At 47.1% G+C, this 20,650-nt stretch carries 21 protein-coding genes, 1 tRNA gene and 1 other annotated feature; of the genes, 20 read left to right on the forward strand and 2 right to left on the reverse strand.

Translation table 11 applies throughout. From position 1 onward, the window contains the following. Positions 1-140: 140 nt before the first annotated feature. The 7 genes from MWG26_RS06900 to MWG26_RS06930 all read left to right on the forward strand — a co-directional run bounded on the left by MWG26_RS06900 (position 141) and on the right by MWG26_RS06930 (position 6,847). Complete coding sequence (locus tag MWG26_RS06900; protein ID WP_025655287.1) at positions 141-1,475, forward strand: alpha-L-fucosidase; 1,335 nt, start codon at positions 141-143, stop codon at positions 1,473-1,475. Positions 1,476-1,488: 13 nt separating this feature from the next. After that, entirely contained in the window at positions 1,489-2,382 is an 894-nt protein-coding gene (locus tag MWG26_RS06905; RefSeq protein ID WP_025655288.1) for a PTS sugar transporter subunit IIAB, read from the forward strand. An 18-nt stretch (positions 2,383-2,400) separates the two neighbouring features. After that, a complete protein-coding gene (locus MWG26_RS06910; protein ID WP_025655289.1) occupies positions 2,401-3,204 on the forward strand; it encodes a PTS mannose/fructose/sorbose/N-acetylgalactosamine transporter subunit IIC in 804 nt (267 codons plus the stop codon). Beyond that, a complete protein-coding gene (locus tag MWG26_RS06915) occupies positions 3,185-3,997 on the forward strand; it encodes a PTS system mannose/fructose/sorbose family transporter subunit IID (protein ID WP_025655290.1) in 813 nt (270 codons plus the stop codon). Before MWG26_RS06910 ends, MWG26_RS06915 begins: the two co-directional genes overlap by 20 nt. A gap of 21 nt (positions 3,998-4,018) precedes the next feature. After that, positions 4,019-4,723 (forward strand): SIS domain-containing protein, encoded by a 705-nt coding sequence (locus MWG26_RS06920; RefSeq protein WP_025655291.1) that lies wholly within the window; start codon positions 4,019-4,021, stop codon positions 4,721-4,723. 167 nt (positions 4,724-4,890) lie between these two features. Beyond that, positions 4,891-6,021 carry an N-acetylglucosamine-6-phosphate deacetylase gene (gene nagA / locus MWG26_RS06925; protein WP_025655292.1) on the forward strand — a complete coding sequence of 377 codons (1,131 nt, stop codon included), beginning with the start codon at positions 4,891-4,893 and terminating at the stop codon, positions 6,019-6,021. Positions 6,022-6,094: 73 nt separating this feature from the next. Beyond that, on the forward strand, positions 6,095-6,847 hold the full coding sequence (locus tag MWG26_RS06930) for a copper homeostasis protein CutC (protein WP_025655293.1): 753 nt from the start codon (positions 6,095-6,097) through the stop codon (positions 6,845-6,847). A gap of 104 nt (positions 6,848-6,951) precedes the next feature. Here MWG26_RS06930 and MWG26_RS23010 read toward each other — a convergent pair whose 3' ends face one another. Further along, positions 6,952-7,215: a helix-turn-helix domain-containing protein gene (locus tag MWG26_RS23010; RefSeq protein ID WP_044926616.1), complete on the reverse strand. Its 264-nt coding sequence runs from the start codon at positions 7,213-7,215 to the stop codon at positions 6,952-6,954. A 315-nt stretch (positions 7,216-7,530) separates the two neighbouring features. Between MWG26_RS23010 and MWG26_RS06940 the strand changes: the two genes are divergently transcribed. The 13 genes from MWG26_RS06940 to MWG26_RS07000 all read left to right on the forward strand — a co-directional run bounded on the left by MWG26_RS06940 (position 7,531) and on the right by MWG26_RS07000 (position 19,389). Then, positions 7,531-7,603 (forward strand) — tRNA-Gly (locus tag MWG26_RS06940). A 235-nt stretch (positions 7,604-7,838) separates the two neighbouring features. Beyond that, the gene (locus tag MWG26_RS06945; protein ID WP_025655295.1) at positions 7,839-8,351 is read left to right on the forward strand and encodes a hypothetical protein; all 513 of its coding nucleotides are present in this window, start codon (positions 7,839-7,841) and stop codon (positions 8,349-8,351) included. Between the two features lie 156 nt (positions 8,352-8,507). Beyond that, entirely contained in the window at positions 8,508-9,791 is a 1,284-nt protein-coding gene (locus MWG26_RS06950; RefSeq protein ID WP_181969564.1) for a homoserine dehydrogenase, read from the forward strand. A gap of 121 nt (positions 9,792-9,912) precedes the next feature. Next, the gene (locus MWG26_RS06955; protein ID WP_025655297.1) at positions 9,913-10,347 is read left to right on the forward strand and encodes a MarR family winged helix-turn-helix transcriptional regulator; all 435 of its coding nucleotides are present in this window, start codon (positions 9,913-9,915) and stop codon (positions 10,345-10,347) included. Positions 10,348-10,421: 74 nt separating this feature from the next. Beyond that, positions 10,422-11,270: a thymidylate synthase gene (gene thyA, locus MWG26_RS06960; protein WP_025655298.1), complete on the forward strand. Its 849-nt coding sequence runs from the start codon at positions 10,422-10,424 to the stop codon at positions 11,268-11,270. A 110-nt stretch (positions 11,271-11,380) separates the two neighbouring features. Continuing rightward, entirely contained in the window at positions 11,381-11,872 is a 492-nt protein-coding gene (locus MWG26_RS06965) for a dihydrofolate reductase (RefSeq protein ID WP_025655299.1), read from the forward strand. A 97-nt stretch (positions 11,873-11,969) separates the two neighbouring features. Then, a complete protein-coding gene (locus MWG26_RS06970) occupies positions 11,970-12,938 on the forward strand; it encodes a metal ABC transporter substrate-binding protein (protein WP_117440740.1) in 969 nt (322 codons plus the stop codon). Continuing rightward, on the forward strand, positions 12,925-13,638 hold the full coding sequence (locus MWG26_RS06975; RefSeq protein WP_117440728.1) for a metal ABC transporter ATP-binding protein: 714 nt from the start codon (positions 12,925-12,927) through the stop codon (positions 13,636-13,638). The genes MWG26_RS06970 and MWG26_RS06975 overlap by 14 nt, the downstream gene beginning before the upstream one ends. A gap of 10 nt (positions 13,639-13,648) precedes the next feature. After that, positions 13,649-14,455 (forward strand): metal ABC transporter permease, encoded by an 807-nt coding sequence (locus tag MWG26_RS06980; RefSeq protein ID WP_275891991.1) that lies wholly within the window; start codon positions 13,649-13,651, stop codon positions 14,453-14,455. Between the two features lie 21 nt (positions 14,456-14,476). Continuing rightward, positions 14,477-15,106 (forward strand): lysoplasmalogenase, encoded by a 630-nt coding sequence (locus MWG26_RS06985; protein WP_025655303.1) that lies wholly within the window; start codon positions 14,477-14,479, stop codon positions 15,104-15,106. A 290-nt stretch (positions 15,107-15,396) separates the two neighbouring features. Then, positions 15,397-15,649 (forward strand) — a binding site (T-box leader). 53 nt (positions 15,650-15,702) lie between these two features. Then, positions 15,703-17,421, forward strand: coding sequence for a biosynthetic-type acetolactate synthase large subunit (ilvB, locus tag MWG26_RS06990; protein WP_025655304.1), 1,719 nt, complete (start codon positions 15,703-15,705; stop codon positions 17,419-17,421). 172 nt (positions 17,422-17,593) lie between these two features. Further along, positions 17,594-18,103, forward strand: coding sequence for an acetolactate synthase small subunit (gene ilvN, locus MWG26_RS06995; RefSeq protein WP_025655305.1), 510 nt, complete (start codon positions 17,594-17,596; stop codon positions 18,101-18,103). Positions 18,104-18,327: 224 nt separating this feature from the next. Then, positions 18,328-19,389, forward strand: a complete 1,062-nt coding sequence (locus MWG26_RS07000) for a branched-chain amino acid aminotransferase (RefSeq protein WP_275891940.1) — start codon at positions 18,328-18,330, stop codon at positions 19,387-19,389. Positions 19,390-19,543: 154 nt separating this feature from the next. Here the strand turns inward: MWG26_RS07000 and MWG26_RS07005 are convergent, their stop codons facing one another. Beyond that, on the reverse strand, positions 19,544-20,623 hold the full coding sequence (locus tag MWG26_RS07005) for a substrate-binding domain-containing protein (protein WP_025655306.1): 1,080 nt from the start codon (positions 20,621-20,623) through the stop codon (positions 19,544-19,546). Between the last annotated feature and the right edge of the window lie 27 nt (positions 20,624-20,650).

Below are 20,650 nucleotides of genomic sequence, written 5' to 3' on the forward strand. Positions count from 1 at the left end.
TTTGGGGTATCCTATACTTGCAATTTGCATAAAAAAGTTTCCAAATCGCGAAATTTTACACGTTAAAAAAATAATCTGTTTATAATTAGGACAATCTATTATGCATAATAAATTTATTTGAAGGGAGACAGAGTGTGGAGATGATTAAGAATTTTGAATGGCCGGATGATTATGGGAATCCTGAATGGTTTATGGAGGACCGTTTCGGGCTGTTCATACACTTTGGATTATTTTCGGCCGCGGCCAGACATGAATGGGTAATGACACTGGAGCAGATTGGAAAGGACGGATATCAGAAGTATTTTGACAACTTCAATCCAGATCTGCTGGACGCCAGGAAATGGGCAAAGAAGGCAAAGGCAGCGGGTTTTAAATATGCGGTGCTGACAGCAAAACACCATGAAGGGTTTGCTTTGTGGGACACAGCACTCAGCGATTACAAGATTTCCAATACGGCCTATGGCCGCGATTTGGTGAAAGAATATGTGGAGGCGTTCAGGGCAGAGGGTCTGCAGGTTGGACTGTATTTTTCCCTGATCGACTGGAACCACCCGGATTTCCTGGTAGACGGGTATCATCCGGAGAGGAATAATAAAGAATATATTAAGAATCATCCGGGGGATATGGAGTCCTATACAAAGTTTATGCATGGGCAGGTCAGAGAGCTTCTGACAAATTACGGGAAGATTGATTATCTGTGGTTTGACTTTTCCTATGCAAACAGAGACTGGGGCGATTCCGTCGGAAAAGGCAGGGAAGACTGGAAATCCGAGGAGCTGGAGAAAATGATCCTCTCCCTTCAGCCCGATATTATCCTGAACGACCGCCTGGATCTGGGGCGGGGCGTAGGAACTCCGGAACAGTACCAGCGCAATGCTAAGATGGAAAACGGCAAAAAGCAGCTTGTCTGGGAGGCATGTCAGACGCTGAACGGGAGCTGGGGCTATGACAGAGATAATCTGGACTGGAAGACACCGGAGATGGTAACGAAGTTATTGATTGATACTGTTTCCAAGGGCGGTAACATGCTGCTGAACATCGGACCGAACGCCCGCGGCGAATGGGATGCGAAGACGGAAGAGATTCTGGGCCGGGTCGGTGAATGGATGCGGCTGCATGGCAGGGCGATATACGGCTGTGGGGCCAGCGAGTTCGATGCTCCGGCAGATGCGCGCTTTACACAGAATGGGAACCGCCTGTATCTGCACCTTTTCTCATGGCCGTACAGAACGCTGCTGATCGAGAAGCTGGGTGGAAAGGTTGCTTATGCACAGCTGGTCAATGACAATTCTGAAATAAAATATATTCAGGACGAAGGGCTTTCCGGCAAGAGAAAATCCCATAAAGATCTAAATGCCGAGGTAACCGAGATTCATATTAAAGATAAGTTTGAAGACAACTCCCTGCTGGTAACCCTGCCGGTGCAGAGACCGGATGTGCTTGTACCGGTCATCGAATTTATTCTGAAAGACTAGAGGAGGAAGACATATGTATTATATCCTTGCTTCACACGGAGAATATGCAAAGGCTTGCAAAGCAAGCTGTGAAATGATAACAGGGGCTGCACCGCAGTTCTTTGTGGTCACATTTACCGAAGACATGACAAAAGAGTCTGTGGAAAAGGCTTACAGGGCAATACTGGCAGAGAACGGGGCTGATCAGTGTGAGGCCATCATCACGGACGTGCCGGGCGGCACACCGTTCAATGCAGCTGCGCCTGTCATACATGAGTACAGCCGGATCGCGCTGGTATCAGGGCTGTGCCTGGGAATGCTCATAGCGCTGAATACCGGAGATACTCTGCACAGCGCAATGGAACAGGCAAAGGAAACGATCCTGGGCGAAGGCGTAAAGAACGACAGCCAGCCGGAAAAGAAACAGGAGCATAAAGAGCCTGTTGAAAAGAACGGTATTGTAAACTTCAGACTGGATGAGCGTCTGATCCATGGACAGGTGGCAACTTACTGGACAAGGACACTGGGAGCAACAAGAATCATGGTGGTCGGCGATGACATCGTAAATGATGAGATCGCTAAAAATGCACTTAGGGCTGCAGTTCCGGCGGGTATGAAACTTAGCGTGCTGACTGCTGAAAATGCTGCGAAGCGTCTGAATGAAGGGGTTTATGCAGGACAAAGAGTCTTTTTAATTGTGAAAGACCCCGCTACGATTGTAAAATTGCTTGAATATGGCGTAAAGGTTAAAGAAGTCAATATAGGAAATATGGGAGTAAAAGAGGGCAGGGAGCAGATTAAAAAGTCTGTATACTGTACAGCAGAAGAGCTGCAGACAATTCTGTCCATTGAAAAGTCGGGAGTTCCTGTCTATGCACAGATGGTGCCGAACGATGAAAAAAGAAAATTTGCATCTTATTTAAAATAGCAGAGGAGGAAACAAAAAATGGAAATTCAAATGTGGCAGATTATTGCATTGACAGCGCTGGCATTCTTTGCAATTTGTGAAAACTTATCCACATCAGTCCTGGGAAACCAGCCGGTTATTATAGGTACGATTGCCGGGATCATCATGGGGGACATGAAGATGGGGCTGGCTGTGGGAGCAACCCTGCAGCTGATGATTCTGGGTGTTGGTACTTACGGCGGTTCTTCCATGCCTGACTACATGACGGGATCAATTATTGGTACGGTGTTTGCAGTAACATCCGGAAAAGGAATGGATTTTGGTATCGGACTTGCGGTTCCGGTGGGACTTTTGATGGTACAGCTGGACGTGCTGGCGAGATTCTGCAATGTGTTCTTTGCAAAAAGAGTCGAGGCAGCTGTGGACAGAATGGATTTTAAGGCCATTGGCAGAAATACATGGCTGGGCTCTCTGTCCTGGGGATTGTCCAGAGCGCTTCCCGTATTTTTAATGCTCATTTTCGGACAGAATCTGGTCAACCTGATTGTAGACTACATGCCTGAATGGCTGATGGGCGGACTTACAGTTGCAGGCGGACTGCTTCCGGCAGTCGGTATCGCGATCCTGCTGAGATACCTTCCGGTGAAGAGTTATATCTCATATCTTCTGGTTGGATTTTTTGCCGCTGCATATTTAAGCGTTCCTATGGTCGGAGTGGCAATATTAGGTACAGCATTGGCAGTCGTTGCATTTAAACAATTTCTGGAGAAAAGCCAGAAAGTAGTTGCAGTTAACACAGGATCAGCTCAGGAGGGATTGTTAGATGGAGAATTTGAAGATTAATCAGGAGAAGATTACAGATCAGGATATTAAAAGGGTCAGCAAAAGATGGATTCTGGCATCCCAGATTACATGGAATTACGAGAAAATGATGGGTGTCGGCTATCTCTATGCGATTCTGCCTATATTGAGAAAATTATACAAAAAGTCCGAGGACTTGAAAGAAATGATGAAAAACCACGTGCAGTTTTTTAACACAACACCGCACATGGGAGGTTTTATTCTTGGAATTGACGCCGCAACGGAAGAGTCCGGCGGGAAAACCGCGAAGGATGCGGCCAGTGGTATCAAGACAGGTCTGATGGGGCCGTTTGCAGGCGTGGGCGACACTATTTTCGGAGTACTGATCCCAACCATTTTCGGTTCTATCGCGGCTTATATGGGACAAAATGGCAATGTGACAGGTGTTGTGATCTGGCTTCTTGTCAATATTGCAATACTGATTTTCAGATATTTTACAACAGGAATTGGTTACCGTGAGGGAACAAAGCTGGTTACCTCTGCAAAGGATAAACTGGATGCCCTGACACATGCGGCGACCCTGCTTGGAATTACGGTTGTGGGTGCGCTGATCCCTACAGTTGTAAAGGCTAACATAGCGGCAAACTTTAAATCCGGTGATGTAACGCTGGAAGGCCAGGCAATCGTAGATCAGATCATGCCAAGCCTCGTGCCGGTACTTGTCGTAGCCGGGATCTACTTCCTGCTGGGCAAGAAAAAAATGACTTCAACAAAAGCAATTTTAATTATTATGGTGGCATCTATTGTATTCTATGCGATTGGATTATTAGCATAATTGACAGACAAGGAGAGCATTATGGGACTGGAATTTTTTGACAAGGCAAAAGAGGTTATGGGAAAACTGGAAGAGACACAGGCGGAAAATATTCATGCTGCAGCACTTTTGATTTCCGAATCGATACAAAAAGGCGGGATTCTGCAAGCCTTCGGCAGCGGGCATTCCTATGCCGGGGCGATTGAGGTGTGCGGAAGAGCCGGGGGCCTGATTCCGAGCAAGGTGATACGTGACCGGGCGGAAGGCATGTATGAAAGCGTGGAAGGTGTTGCTCCGTTTCTGATGCGGTGTGTAGACATACAGCCAAATGATATTTTTATACTGATCTCCAACTCAGGGAGAAATCCAATGACGATCGAGATGGCGGATCATATTAAGAAAAAGGGCAACAAGCTGATCGTAGTAACCGCGCTGGAGGTATCCAGCAGTTCTACTTCCAGACATTCTTCCGGAAAGCTGTTATATGAATTTGCCGATGTGGTTCTGGACAACCAGTCCGCATTTGGAGACGCCTCTCTGGACATAGAAGGACTTGACAGCAAGGTGTGCGGTACATCCTCATTCAGTACATGTCTTCTTCTGCAGCAGACAATATATGAGGCTGTGAAAGACATGACAGAAAAGGGATATGAGGCTCCGGTCTATAAGAGTGCGAATATAGATGGCGGCAGGGAGTTTAATAATGTACTGGAACAGAAATATGCGGACAGAATCTGGCATATTTAAAGATCATAAGAAAGAGGGCCGTTTTTACGGTTCTTTTTCTATTTGGTGTCTTCCGTGAAACAAAATGGACAGTGATCGCCATCATGTTACTGGGGTTTCATTGTGCTGAAAAGCGGGAACCGGATAATAATAACAAGGCCGAGGCAAGCGGCAGAATGGAGGATGAAATGAAGTTAATTAAAGATAAGAAAATATACACCGGAAAGGAAGTAATTTACCGGGGGTATATCCGTTTTGACCAGAAAATTACAGAAGTGGGAGATATGGAAAACTTTACGGAAAAGACCGGTGACGAGGAGATTGTGACGGAAGGGGATATACTGATTCCGGGTTTTATTGATGTTCACAGCCACGGTGGATATGGGAAAGACAATATGGATGCACTGCCGGGGGAAATCAGCAGTATGGTGGATAAAATGGCTGCAGAGGAAGGGATTACCTCCTATTTCTGTACAACCATGACACAGACATATGATAAGATAGCAGAAGCAATGAAAAATATCGGCAGTGCGGCAGAAATGAACCCCATCATACAGGGAATCCATGTAGAAGGACCGTTTATTTCTGAAAAGTTTAAAGGTGCGCAGGATGCCTCCTATATTAAAAAACCGGATGAGAAAGTACTGGAGGAATGGAATAAGATCAGCGGCGGACTGATCCGGCTTGTGACATATGCTCCCGAGGAAGCAGACGCACAGTTTGAGGCTTGGTGTGAGGAGCATAAGGTAGTCTTAAGTGCCGGGCATTCGAATGCACTTTATGCAGGGCTTGGACGCAGCCGTGCGAGTCATATTACCCATCTTTACAATGCACAGAGAGGCTTAAATCACAGAGAGCCGGGAGTGACCGGATACGGCCTTTTGACGCCGGGGGTGAAGGCAGAGATTATCTGTGACGGAATTCATATCGTGCCGGAGATGGTGCGGCTTGCGTATGAGATAAAAGGAAGCGGCGGGATTGAGCTGATCACGGATTCCATGAGAGCCAAGGGGATGCCGGAAGGCTTAAGTGAGCTGGGCGGACAGAAGGTGTATGTTAAGGACGGTACAGCCAGGCTGGAAGACGGTACGATAGCAGGAAGTATTCTGACCTTTATTCAGGCATTCCGCAATATGATGGACTTCACGGGGGCTTCCCTGGAAGATGCTGTGCAGATGAGTTCTGTAAACCAGGCAGAAGAGTTCGGGCTGGAGCACAAAGGGATACTGTCTGTGGGAAAGGATGCGGATATCCTTGTGCTGGACGGTGAATTTCATTTGAAGAACACATTCAGCTGTGGTAAATTAATATGTGGCTGAATTGCGCGGGCAGAAAGGAATAATTAATACGGATATTCATTTTAAGTCAGAAGAGGGCATGAAAGGAGAAAAAATGGGAAAGTATGTACTGGAAGTATGTGCGGACTGCGTAGAGTCCGCAATAGCAGCGGAAAAAGGAGGCGCAGACCGAATCGAACTGTGCAGTAATCTGGTGATTGGGGGTGTGACGCCGGGGCAGGCATTATTCAAGCTGGTGCGCAAATATACAGATATTCGTGTACGCGTGCTGCTGCGCCCCAGATATGGGGATTATTGCTATAATGATTATGAGTTTGAACAATTGAAAGAAGAAGTGCAGATGTACCGGGAACTGGGGGCTTCCGGGGTGGTTGTCGGCATGTTAAATCCGGACGGCACTCTGGATACCGGGAGAATGTTGGAACTGGTGAAGGCGGCAGGAAATATGGACGTTGCACTGCACAGATGCTTTGATGTATGTGCGGATCCGTATAAAGCGCTGGAAGAGGCGGTATCAATGGGGATGAAGACCATTTTGACCAGCGGGCAGAAAGCGACCGGCTGGGATGGCCGGGATCTTCTGGCCAGGCTGCAGGAGAAGAGCGCAGGCAGAATCGAGATCCTGGCGGCCGGCGGGATACAGGCCGGGGTGATCGAGAGGCTTGTACCGTCTTCAGGGATAACCTCCTACCATATGTCTGGAAAACAGGAGGTAGAAAGCGCCATGCAATTCCGGATGGAAGGTGCCAGCATGGGCCTGCCGGAGAGAAATGAGTATGTACTTTGGAAGACTTCTGAGGAGGCTGTCAGACAGGCTGCTGCGGTGCTGCATAATCTGTGTGGTTAGCAGCCAATATCGGACCGGCAGGAGGCGATATTGGCGCAGGATGCGATAAAGCGAAAAAGTGATAAATCCTGCTTTGCAATATAGTATGTTACAGGCAGGCCTGCTTATGGTTTCGGGGAACCATTTCCGGAACCGGACAGGCCTGGTTCAGTGAGACGGATATTTCTGTTTACTAGTGCATCCAGACTTATCTGAAATGTATCTGCAATCGATATCAGAATAAATATATCGGGGAGCCGTTTGCCTCGCTCGTAGGAGCACAAAGTGGCCCGGTGGAGATGAAGCTTTTCTGCTAGATGTAACTGTGTCATATTACGCTCTTTTCTCAGGCGCTGTATATTCTGGCCGATTGAATCATTAGTAATCATCGCATTTACCCAATCTAATTTGAAAATTTATAACCGTTCCGGGGGGACTCTTTCGGACGTGCCCATGAACGATCTGCAGATATTTTAATAAAAGACGCAATGTGTCTATTTTATATTACGGTATATAGAAATACAAATGGAAAACACTGGTATATCCTCGCGCTTTGGAGAAAGAAACAAAGCAGCCGGTTAGGGCAGACTGAAGCAAGTCTGCAGAAAAAATAAAAAAGTTAAAAAAGTTTGAAAAAATTGTTGACAATACGGACTGCATATAGTATAGTAATTATTGTTCCGGTCAGGGAACACACAAGATACGCGATAGTGGCTCAGTTGGTAGAGTACGACCTTGCCAAGGTCGGGGTCGCGGGTTCGAATCCCGTCTATCGCTCTAAGTTATCCTTTGAAGGATGCATGGATGGGTATTAAAATAGTTGTCTAAGTAAATTAGGTGATTATTTTAATGCCCATTTTAGTATATCAGATTCTTTACATAAATCTATTTATTTCTGTCGTTCAGGCATCGAATTTTCAGCTGATTTCCATAGGGATGCACCTTGATAATTTAATAGACTTTATACCGGGGCATGTGTTATAATGTCCACACAAAAGGTGAGGTGGTAAGCATGTTTATATCAGAAGAACAGTTTTTGCAGGCAATTTCCAATATGATGGATAAAAAACTGGATGCAAGACTGTGTGAGATGCCGACGAAAGCGGAATTGGACGCAAGGCTGTCGGAGATGCCGACAAAAGCAGAATTGGACGCAAGGCTGTCGGAGATGCCGACAAAAGCAGAACTGGACGCAAGGCTGTCGGAGATGCCGACAAAAGCAGAACTGGACGCAAGGCTGTCGGAAGTACCGACAAAAGCAGAACTGGATGCAAGACTGTCGAAGATGCCGTCGAAAAAAGAAATGGCGGATAGTCTGTATAGACTTGAAAATAATCTTCTGGAGGAACTTGATATCGTGCAGGAGAAAGCTAACAGACGTTTTGAAAGGCTTGAGAACCGGATGGTTTCTCTTGAGTCAGCGGTAAATGCAATCAGGATTGAAAGCAGCACGATTAATCTGCTGGCGGAAAAGTATTCAGATTTAGAGACAAGAGTAAAAGGATTGGAACAGAAAATATCATAACTGCAGGACACTGATTTCGTGTCCTGAGGCATATATTTATATGGATGACATAGTACATGCGAAGGTGTAAAGCCTGTTAAGTTATTAAGTAAATGAAGCAGGATCGGTGTTTCTTTGGCAGGCTGCTCATTTCCGCAGCATAAACGGGGTGTTATAATGAAAGGACAAAAGATGAAGGCAGCGCTGCTTGGACTGGGAACGGTGGGGACGGGTGTTTATAAACTGATTCAGAGAAGATCAGATATAATGGAGCGCACGATAGGTGCGGAACTGGAGATATCACGGATACTCGTCCATGATATGAGCAAGAAAAGGGAAGGAATCGATCCTTCACTTCTGACTGATAACTGGCCGGAGATACTTGCGGATAATGATATCACAATTGTGATCGAAGTGATGGGGGGAATCGAGCCGGCCAGGACTATGATTTTGGAGGCTCTTCAAGCAGGCAGGCATGTAGTAACGGCCAACAAGGATCTGGTGGCAGAGTATGGCCGGGAACTACTGGACGCCGCGGAGGAGAATCAGTGCGACTTTTTATTTGAGGCAGCTGTTGCAGGCGGAATTCCGATCATCCGTCCGCTGAAGCAGTGTCTGGCAGGAAATGATATTTCCGAGGTGATCGGGATTGTAAACGGGACTACCAACTATATTCTAACGAAGATGTTTGAAGAGAATATGAGTTTTGAGTCAGCGCTGGCGAAGGCAACGGAACTTGGATATGCCGAGGCCGATCCAACAGCGGATGTGGAGGGGCTTGATGCGGGAAGAAAGGTAGCGATCATGGCGTCGATAGCATTTCATTCCAGGGTGGTATTTAAAGATGTTTATACAGAGGGAATCACGAGAATATCTTCGGAAGATATTGCGTATGCGAAAGAATTTGACAGTGTTATTAAGCTGCTTGGTGTAGCGCATAATACGGAAACCGGGATCGAGGTGGGGGTATATCCCATGCTGCTGAACAAAGAACATCCGCTTGCATCCGTGCGGGATTCATTTAATGCTGTATTTGTTCATGGCGATGCGGTAGATGACGCGATGTTTTATGGAAGAGGAGCAGGTGAACTGCCGACAGCCAGTGCGGTTGTTGGCGATATCATTGATGTGGCAAGAGACCTGCAGTATGGCTGTATGGGCAGAATCAGCTGTACATGTTACAGGGAGCTGCCGGTAAAAGATTTTAGTGAGGTCAGGAATAAGTTTTTTCTGAGGATGCAGGTGAAAAATCAGCCAGGCGTACTGGCGCGTATCGCACAGGTTTTCGGAGATCATAAGGTAAGCATTGCAAGGGTAGTCCAGAAGCATGTAAAGGAGAACCAGGCGGAACTTGTTATAGTGACAGAAAAGGTAAAAGAGTATCATTTACAGGATGCTCTGACAGGACTAAAGGAAATGGAGAGTATACTGGAAATCAGTAGTATTATCCGCGAGTACTAGTACTCTATCCGGCAATACAGGACTTTCATAAAAGGGGTGTGATGAAGTTGACACACCTCTTTTATAATGGTATAACAGTGTATAGCAAGCTATATATTGCCAGTACGGAAAGGAGAAAACCATGGAGCGAAGAAACCAGCCGATTGGATTTACTATAAAACAAATCAACAACGTTTTTGAGAAAGACTTGAATGGAAAGCTTAAAACTATTGGAATTACAGCTTCTCAATGTGCCGTGCTGGATTATCTGTTTCATACGAACAAAGAAGAAGTGAACCAGAGGGATGTCGAACGTCATCTGAGTTTGAAAAATCCGACAGTAACCGGGCTTTTAAAAAGGCTGGATGAAAAAGGTTTTATTCTCTGTGTCCCCAACGCGGCTGACAAACGGAGAAAGAACATTTATCTGACAGAAAAGGCATATGATATTCAGCGCAGGATGGAAGCTGACCGCAGAAAGATGGACAGAGAGATGACCAGAGGGATGACAAAAAAAGAGATTGCGGCATTAAACAGAGGTCTGGAGAAGATGCTTTATAACATCTCAGACCCATAAAAATAGATAATAATTTTCAGAATATTCAGAATATGGTGGGCAAAGGGGTCAGACCCCTTTGAGGAAGGAGCGACATGAGTTACGCAGATAAGGTTTTTATTGGAATGTGCCGTGATATTATTGATCATGGTACCAGTACGGAGGGGGAAAAGGTGCGTCCCGTGTGGGAGGATGGCGCGCCGGCTTATACGGTAAAACGATTTGGGGTTGTGAACCGGTATGATCTGAGGAAGGAGTTTCCGGCGCTTACGCTGCGCAGGACGGGGATTAAGAGCTGTGTGGACGAGCTGCTTTGGATCTGGCAGAAGAAGTCGAATAATATTAATGAGCTGAACAGCCATATTTGGGACAGCTGGGCTGACGAGGAAGGTTCGATTGGGAAGGCTTACGGGTATCAGATGGGCGTGAAGCACCAGTACCGGGAGGGGATGATGGATCAGGTGGACCGGGTGATTTACGATCTGAAGAATAATCCCTACAGCCGCAGGATTATGACGAATATTTATGTACATCAGGACCTGCATGAGATGAATCTGTATCCCTGTGCTTACAGTATGACGTTTAATGTAACAAAGGAAAACGGCAGCGATAAGCTGACGCTGAACGCGATCCTGAATCAGCGGTCTCAGGATGTGCTGGCGGCTAATAACTGGAATGTGTGCCAGTATGCGGTGCTTGTCCATATGCTGGCGCAGGTTTGCGATATGCAGGCGGGGGAATTTGTTCATGTGATTGCGGATGCCCATATTTATGACAGGCATATACCGCTGATTGAAGAGCTGATTTCCAGGGAGCCGCTTCCGGCGCCACAGTTTTGGCTGAACCCGGAAGTGAAGGATTTCTATGCCTTTACGACGGATGATGTGAGGCTGGATCATTATGAGACACATCCTCAGATTAAAAATATTCCGATTGCAGTATAGAGGGGCAGCAAAAACTAGCAGAAGCAGAAATGGAAGGATTTTACAAAGATACTGGTTTACTGCCGTCAAATAAGGCATTAGAAAATGTTGGATAAACAGGAGGATAATATATGAAATTAATAGCTTCAGCAGATAAGAACTGGGGAATTGGCTTTAAAAATAAATTGTTGGTGAGTATTCCGACGGATATGAAGTTTTTCCGTCAGACGACAACAGGGAAGGTTGTAGTGATGGGGCGTAAGACTTTGGAAAGTTTTCCAAACGGGCTGCCTTTAAAAAACAGAACTAATATTGTATTGACGGGCAACAAAGATTACCGTGTAAAAGACGCGGTTATTGTCCATACTCTAGAGGAGCTGCAGGAAGAACTGAAACGTTACCAATCGGATGACATCTATGTGATCGGGGGAGAAAGAATTTACCGCCAGCTTCTTCCCCTTTGCGATACCGCTTATATTACCCGGATTGACCACGCGTTTCAGGCGGACACATTTTTGCCGAATCTGGATGAACTGGAAGATTGGAAGATGACAGAGGAAGGGGAGGAGCAGACCTGCTTTGACCTGGAATTCAGATTTACTAAATACGAGAGACGGGCATAAGAATACAGCAGTTATATTGCTGGGAAAAAGGAAGTGGTGTTACATGGCCGGCATTTACAATGGAAATGGAAAAAGAACAGAAGCTGTTTGCCGGAAAATGGCAGCCGTTTTGCTGATGTGTCTGTTATTCGGAATGTCTTGCCTTTTGTCAGGCTGCTCAAAAGCAAAGCAGCAGGAAGGGACAAGCACGGATGACGACAGGATCAAAGTGGTTACAACCATATTTCCCCAGTATGATTTTGTCAGACAGATAGCAGGCGGCAGGGCAGACCTGAAGATGCTTCTGAAGCCCGGGGAGGAGAGCCATTCTTATGAGCCTACTCCTCAGGATATCATAGCCATCCAGAACTGTGATCTTTTTATCTATGTGGGCGGGGAAAATGACGAATGGGTGGAGGATATCCTGTCCTCAATGGACACAGGCAGGATGGCAACACTACGCCTGGTAGACTGTGTTGATACCGTGGAGGAAGAACATGTTGAAGGGATGAAGGAAAATCACCGGGAAGAGGAGGAAAACCAGGGGGAATATGATGAACATGTGTGGACATCTCCTAAAAATGCGGTGAAGATTGTGGATAACATCACGCAACTGCTGTGCAGGGCAGATGCTGAAAATGCGGATGCCTATAAGCGGGATGCAGAAACCTATATACACAAACTTGAGGATCTGGATGCGCAGTTCAGGCAAGTGGTGGAGGAATCTGACCGGGATACTATTCTGTTTGGGGACAGGTTTCCGTTCCGCTATTTTGCGGATGAGTACGGACTTAGGTATTATGCCGCATTTCCCGGATGCGCCTCGGATACGGAACCCAGCGCGGCCACCATGGCTTTTTTAATTAACAAAGTGAAGGAAGAAAAAATACCGGTTGTTCTAAAAATGGAACTGAGCAGTGATCATATTTCCCGGGCCATTGCAGAGGCAACAGGGGCGGAAGTAAAAGTGTTTTACAGCTGTCATAATATTAGCGCAAAACAATTTCAGAATGGCGAAACCTATGTGAGTTTGATGGAAAAAAATGTAGAGACATTAAGGGAGGCATTGTCAGATGGCACTGATTAAATGTGAAAACATTTCAATTGCATACGAAGGCCAGACGGTTGTGCATGACCTGTCTTTTCAGGTGAGTGAAGATGACTATCTTTGCATTGTCGGGGAAAATGGTTCCGGCAAGAGTACTCTGGTGAAAAGCATTCTGGGGCTGAAGAACCCGGTAAAGGGGAAGATTATTCTGGGAGACGGCCTTTCCCAGAATGAGATCGGGTATCTGCCGCAGCAGACGGATGTACAAAAAGATTTTCCGGCAAGTGTCTATGAAGTGGTACTGTCGGGGCGGCTGAACGGCAGGGGGATGCGTCCCTTTTATACCGCGGCGGACAAGCGCAGTGCAAGAGAGAATATGGAACTGCTGGGTATCCGGGAACTGGAAAGACAGTGTTTCCGGGATTTGTCCGGCGGACAGAAGCAGAGGGTTCTGCTTGCCAGGGCTTTGTGTGCTACCAGGAAATTACTGCTCCTGGATGAGCCTGTAACCGGCCTGGACCCGATTGTGACCCAGGAGTTTTATCAGCTGATTAAACAGATCAACAGAGATTCCCGGATTGCAGTGGTTATGGTATCCCACGACATTGAAAGTACCATGGAATATGCCAGCCACATACTGCATCTCCAGGAGACCGCCCTGTTCTTCGGGACGGCAGAAGAATACAGGAACAGCGAGATTGGAAAGGCATTTCTGGGAGGTGGACAGCGTGTTAGATAAACTAATTGAAATGTTCTCCTATCCGTTTATGGTAAGGGCCATACTGGTGGGGACGATGGTATCGCTTTGCTCTGCCCTTCTGGGAGTTAGTCTTGTGCTGAAGCGGTATTCCATGATTGGGGACGGCTTGTCCCATGTGGGGTTCGGCGCCCTGGCCATTGCAGCCGCAGCCAATGCGGCACCGCTTGCAGTGGCTATTCCGGTGGTGGTTCTGGCAGCGGTTCTTCTGCTGCGGATCAGCGGCAGCAGCAAAATCAAAGGGGATGCGGCTATTGCACTGATTTCAACGAGCGCTCTCGCGGTGGGAGTCATGGTGATATCAATGACCACAGGCATGAATACAGATGTCTATAATTATATGTTTGGGAGCATTCTGGCCATGAGCAGCGGGGATGTCAGAATGAGTGTCCTCCTTTCTGCGGCAGTACTGATTCTATATATTCTGTTTTACCATAAGATTTTTGCGATCACATTCGACGAGACTTTTGCCCAGGCTACGGGGGTAAAAGCCAATCTCTACAATACATTGATCGCCGTTCTCACAGCGGTTACCATTGTTCTGGGAATGCGCATGATGGGGGCGCTGTTGATTTCAAGCCTTATTATATTCCCGGCTCTGACTTCCATGAGGGTGTGCAGGACATTTAAAAGTGTGGTTATAAATTCGGCGGTCATATCCGTCGTATGTCTGTTTATCGGTATTACCGTCTCCTACGTATGGGCAACACCGGCGGGTGCAAGTGTGGTTATTGTAAATATCGCTGCGCTGTTGATCTATACGATTGCGGGGGCAGTAAAGAATAAAACCTTTCAGTAAACGAATGAAAATGGAGGACGTATGTTAGGAACGGCGGCAATATTCATGACAGTCTTCGGTCTGGTATATTTTTTCTGGAAAGACAGCGGCAGCAGAAAACCACTTATATTTAAGGCACTGGCTACGTTCATGCCCGTACTGCTGGCGCTTTCTGCTGCCGTGTCTTCACAGACTCCTCTGGCTTGGTGGACCTTTGCCGGGATCGTCTGCTATATGGCAGCGGACGTACTTCTGGAAATATGGTTTCTGGCAGGCGTTGCCTCTTTCGGAGCGGGACACATCTGCCTGATAACCGGTATCCTGCTGGATGGGCGGGGCTGGCGGAGCGCAGTCATTTCGTTTGTAATTCTGTATGGTTTTATGTTTTTGATTCTCAGGCCTCACCTGGATAGACTGGAAAGACGGCTGCTGGTCCCGGGGTTTGTCTATGCGGCACTGCTTTGTATCATGGCCGCTATGATGGCGTCCTGGGGGATACATGCCGGCAGTATACAAGGGATCATCGGGGGAGCCGGGGGGATCTTTTTTGTTATATCGGATACGATTCTGGGGTGGAGCCATTTGAGCGGGAAAAGAACCCGCTGGCACAGCGCCGTACTTCTGACACTTTATTATCTGGCTGTATATTTTCTGGCGGTCAGTCTGTACTGAAGAGGGCTTTTATATCTTCGGATAAGGTGGAAGGACAGTGGCGTATATGTTTCAATAGGACAGACACTTTCTCCACTTCCACTATCTTCCGGTTTATGGTAAGCGTTCTCTTCGTCCGCTCCCGGAGCAAAAGCTCGTGATTCGAATCCCGATTATATTTTATCATTGACAAAGTGAAAAGCAGACACTATAATAAGTATAACTTTTAGCAATTTAAAGCCTACCCAAATGGGACCGCGTAACAGAGGCCCTGCAGGCTGGTCTGCAGCATTGCTGCAGGTTAATGTATGTGAAATGCAGTGATAAGGAGGAGTACATAATTACCGGAAGCTAAGAGAGAAGGCGGCAGGTGCGAGTCTTCGTGAAGGAATTATGGAAGTAGCCTTTGAGCAGTGGACCGAACAGGTGAATGCCCCAGTAAGCTCCAACGTGATTCCTACGTTACAGGGAAGCAGTATCGGACAGCGGTTCCCGTACTGACAGAGTGCAGAGAAGATTTCTCTGAATTTAGGTGGTAACACGGATTGGATATTCGCCCTAAGCTAGTAATAGCTTAGGGCTTTCTTATGATTTAGGAAATTCAAGGAGGTATATGTATGAGACAGATTTCAGGAAACAAATTATTGGTTAAGGCGCTGAAGGAAGAGGGGGTAGACACCCTGTTTGGCTATCCGGGGGCATGTACGATTGACCTGAGCGATGAACTTTACAGACAGGATGATATCAGAGTGATCCTCCCGCGGCATGAGCAGGCCCTTGTGCACGAGGCGGATGCTTATGCCAGGACAACGGGAAAAGTCGGCGTATGCCTGGTTACAAGCGGGCCTGGGGCAACCAACCTGGTAACAGGCCTGGCGACGGCCAACTATGACAGTGTGCCGCTTGTATGCTTTACGGGGCAGGTAGCCAGACATCTGATTGGAAACGACGCATTCCAGGAGGTTGATATCGTAGGCATTACCAGAAGCATTACAAAATATGGGGTGACAGTCCGCAATAGAGAGGACTTGGGCCGGATCATTAAAGAAGCCTTTTACATAGCCAGTACAGGAAAGCCTGGGCCGGTGCTCATTGATCTGCCGAAAGACGTGATGGCAGAACTGGGCAGCCCGGAATATCCTTCCGATGTCAACATCCGGGGGTACAAACCGAATACTAATGTACACATCGGGCAGCTGAAGAAGGCGATTAAGATGCTGAACAAGGCAAAGAAACCACTCTTTCTTGCAGGAGGCGGAGTCAATATCGCCAGAGCAAACAGCATTTTTACGGAAGTTGCTGAGAAGACGAATGTACCCGTAATAACAACGGTCATGGGGCGAGGCGCGATTCCGACAAATCATCCGCTGTACATTGGCAATCTGGGCATGCATGGCGCGTATGCAGCAAATATGGCAGTCAGTGAGTGCGACCTGCTGTTCTCCATAGGAACCAGATTCAATGACCGTATTACGGGCAAGCTTCATGCATTTGCCCCGAAAGCGCAGATAGTACATATCGATATCGACACGGCAGCCATTTCCAGGAACATTCATGTAGATATCCCGATTGTAGCTGATGCTAAGGAAGCGATCTTGAAAATGCAGGAGTACGTTGAGCCATGCAACACAACGAAATGGCTGGGGCAGATTAGCGAATGGAAGACGAACCACCCATTGGATATGAAGAAGCACGCCGAGATGGGGCCGAAAGATATTATAGAGGAGATCAACCGGCAGTTTGATGAAGCTATTATTGTAACTGACGTGGGACAGCATCAGATGTTTGCTGCACAGTATGCGGAGATCACCGAGAAGAAACGGATCATCATGTCCGGTGGACTTGGTACCATGGGATATGGTTTTCCAGGAGCAGTCGGCGCCAAGCTGGGCAATCCGGATACGCCGGTCATCGCTATTTCCGGGGACGGGGGCATGCAGATGAATATCCAGGAGTTCGCAACTGCGGTGCTGGAAGAATTGCCGGTGATCCTCTGCGTATTCAATAATGCGTATCTCGGCATGGTACGGCAGTGGCAGAAGCTGTTCTACGGGAAGCGATACGGCATGACAAACCTGCGCTCCGGTGCGCTTTTCCGCAGGACCGATGGAAAAGAGATGCCCGAATACACACCGGATTTCATAAAACTGGCAGAGAGCTACGGGGCAAAGGGCATCAGAGTCACCAAAACGGAAGAAATCTCTGCTGCCTTTGAAGAGGCAAAGAAGAACACGAAAACACCGACCCTGATAGAATTTATCATTGATCAGGAAGAGATGGTATTCCCGATGATCCAGCCGGGAGGGACTCTGGAAGAGATGATTGTGGACTGCTAGAGTGTGTTTGTTAATTTATTGCCGCAATATGCCGTCCCACTTCACGGTTTATTTACTGCCAAATCCAGTTAACGCAGCCCGCTACGCCTCCTGTATTTGACAGTAAATACCCCGCAAATTGGTACGACAAGCAATTTTCAAACACACGCCAGCATCGAAAGGAGAGAAGCATATGGAGAACAATACAAAAAAAAGATGGATCTCATTATTCGTAGAAAACCAGGTGGGTGTCCTGTCAAAAATATCCGGTTTATTTTCCGGTAAATCCTATAACCTGGACAGTCTTACAGTGGGGACTACAGAGGATCCGACCATTTCAAGGATGACGATAGCAACTGTCAGCGATGATGAGACATTCGAGCAGATTAAGAAACAGCTGAACCGGCTTGTGGAGGTAATCAAGGTCATAGATTTTACGGATATTTTTGTGAGAATGAAGGAAATCCTGTATGTAAAGGTCAGAAAATGCACACCGGAAGATAAGGTGCAGCTTTTTCAGATAGCAGAAACATTTAAGGCGAGAGTTATCGACTATGGAAAAGACAGCCTCCTGCTGGAATTCGTTCAGACAGCTACAAAAAATGATGCGGTCATTAAGCTCATGAAGGAAGAGTTTAAGAACATTGAAGTTGTACGCGGGGGCAGCGTCGGCATCGAATCTATTAGTATGATGGAGCGTTAAAGCGTGTGTGAAGCCGGGCAAATGGACGAGTGCAATGGATTATCAAATATGCCTTGAGGCGTGTTACCGAATACGCGCTGTCAGGTCAAATAGAAGTTACCAGAGGGTAACAATTCTGGCCTGCCCGAACTGTTACACCAGTGGGAGAGCGGATTAACAAAAAAACAGAGCGCGCTCTTGAATTTTAATAAGAGAAGTATTATAATTGGCTCATAAACAGTGATTTGCAGAATGAAAGCAGAGGATCGGAGGAGTTACAGATGGATAAGAAAAACATTGACTGGGAGAACCTGGGGTTTGCCTATATTGAAACGGACAAAAGATATGTGGCTGACTTTAAGGATGGCAAATGGAACGAAGGCGGGCTGATAGACGACCCTAATATTACGATGAACGAGTGTGCGGGCGTCCTGCAGTATGCGCAGACAATCTTTGAGGGGCTCAAAGCATACACAACGGAGGATGGGCATATCGTGGCGTTCCGCCCTGACTTAAATGCACAGCGCATGGTGGACTCCGCGAAAAGACTGGAGATGCCTGTATTTCCGGCTGAGCGTTTCGTAGAGGCGGTCGTGCAGACTGTAAAGGCAAACGCCGCCTATGTTCCTCCCTATGGGTCAGGAGCAACCCTGTATGTCAGACCTTACATGTTTGGAATCAACCCGGTGATCGGTGTAAAACCGGCTGATGAGTTTCAGTTCCGCGTATTCACTACACCGGTAGGCCCTTATTTTAAGGGGGGAGTAAAGCCTCTTACCCTGTGTGTATCTGACTTTGACCGTGCGGCTCCATGCGGAACCGGGCATATTAAGGCCGGATTGAATTATGCCATGAGCCTTCATGCAATCGTGACGGCACATGCAAACGGATTTGACGAGAACATGTATCTGGATTCCGCAACCAGAACAAAGGTGGAGGAGACCGGCGGAGCGAACTTTATCTTTATTACGAAAGACAACAAGGTCGTGACACCCCATTCAGATACGATCCTTCCTTCTATAACAAGACGTTCCCTGCTCTATGTGGCAGAGCACTATCTCGGCCTGGAAGTGCAGGAGAGGGACGTTTATCTGGAGGAGGTAAAAGACTTTGCAGAATGCGGACTCTGCGGGACTGCTGCTGTTATCTCGCCGGTTGGAAAGATTGTTGACCACGGGAATGAGATCTGCTTCCCAAGCGGAATGGAGAAGATGGGACCGACAATCCAGAAACTGTACGACACACTGACCGGTATCCAGATGGGACAGATCGAGGCGCCAAAGGGGTGGATTCAGGTAATTGTATAGTTAAAAGAATTGCGATATTATAATAAAAAGCAATCCCGACAGGCTGTTGACAGCGTATAGGGATTGCTTTTTGTATCTTATTACTTATTATTCGATATACAAGATGCCGCGATGTGACCGCCGCAGGCGCGAGTTTCGCAAGCGAAACTCTATTTTATAGAATATCTCTCGGAGAGCCTGTTACGAACAGCTCTGTCTGAAGTGTCTCATTCATGTAGTATTTTGCATTGGAAGCCATGACAACCTCTAGTTTGTTATACATCAGGGAACTGGACGGGTGAACCTTTTTCAGAAGATAACGGTGAAGAATTTTCACGGCAAAGTATCCCTGGTTAAAAGGTTCATGACAGATAGTAGCGGTGATATATTTATTTTTTAGCCGTTCAAATATATTTTCATTTAAATCATAGCCGACAATCACGGGAGCAGGATCCAGCTTGAGGGCCTGCACGGCATCGGCAGTCTGTACAAGTGCGTCAAAACTGACATAGATACCCTGGAAATCCGGGGATTCCTTCAGGAGATCCAGCAGTACCTCATATACGCGGGAACCGTCACGGTTGAACCGTTCAATGCGTTTGATATTCAGGTGCTCATGCTTAGAGAGTTCCTTGCGGAAACCGGTGATCCTCTGTTCAATTGCATAAACCGAATCTTTCAGGGTCAGCACGAGCAGATCCGAGCGGTCCGGAAGAAACCGGGAAAATAATTCCCCTGCAAGGATGCCTGATTGAATATAGTCACAACCGATATAGCAAAGCTGATTGGCTGTGGGGATCTCCACGTTGATGATGACAACCGGGAATCCGCCGCTGGAAAGCCGGTCGATCTCGCTTGCCAGCAGCTGGGGATTATTCGGAGCAACGGCTATCCCGTCGTACCCTTTCTGAGGGAGAGTGCGGATCAGTTCCAGCTGCTCTTCTGGTTTCATCATATCGGTTACAAAATAATCCACAATAACGCCCTGGGATGCCAGATCGTTCTGGGCAGTGCTGACTCCGCTCTGAACCTGTGCCCAGAAAAATGCCGGCTGGGAGAAGACAATGACTGCAATGTGGAATTCCTTTTGCATCACCAGTGAGCGGGCGGTTTCATTCGGAATATAATTCAGTTCTTTGAGCGCTTCCAGTACCCTCTTACGTGTCTCGGGTTTTACATTGGGGTGGTTGTTGAGCACACGGCTCACAGTTCCCCGGGAAATTCCTAATTTTTTTGCTATTTCTGAGGTTGTCATTCTAAACTCCTTTACTTATTGCTTTTT

Origin of the sequence: Faecalicatena contorta (assembly GCF_022835095.1) — a bacterium.
GTDB lineage: Bacteria > Bacillota > Clostridia > Lachnospirales > Lachnospiraceae > Faecalicatena > Faecalicatena contorta.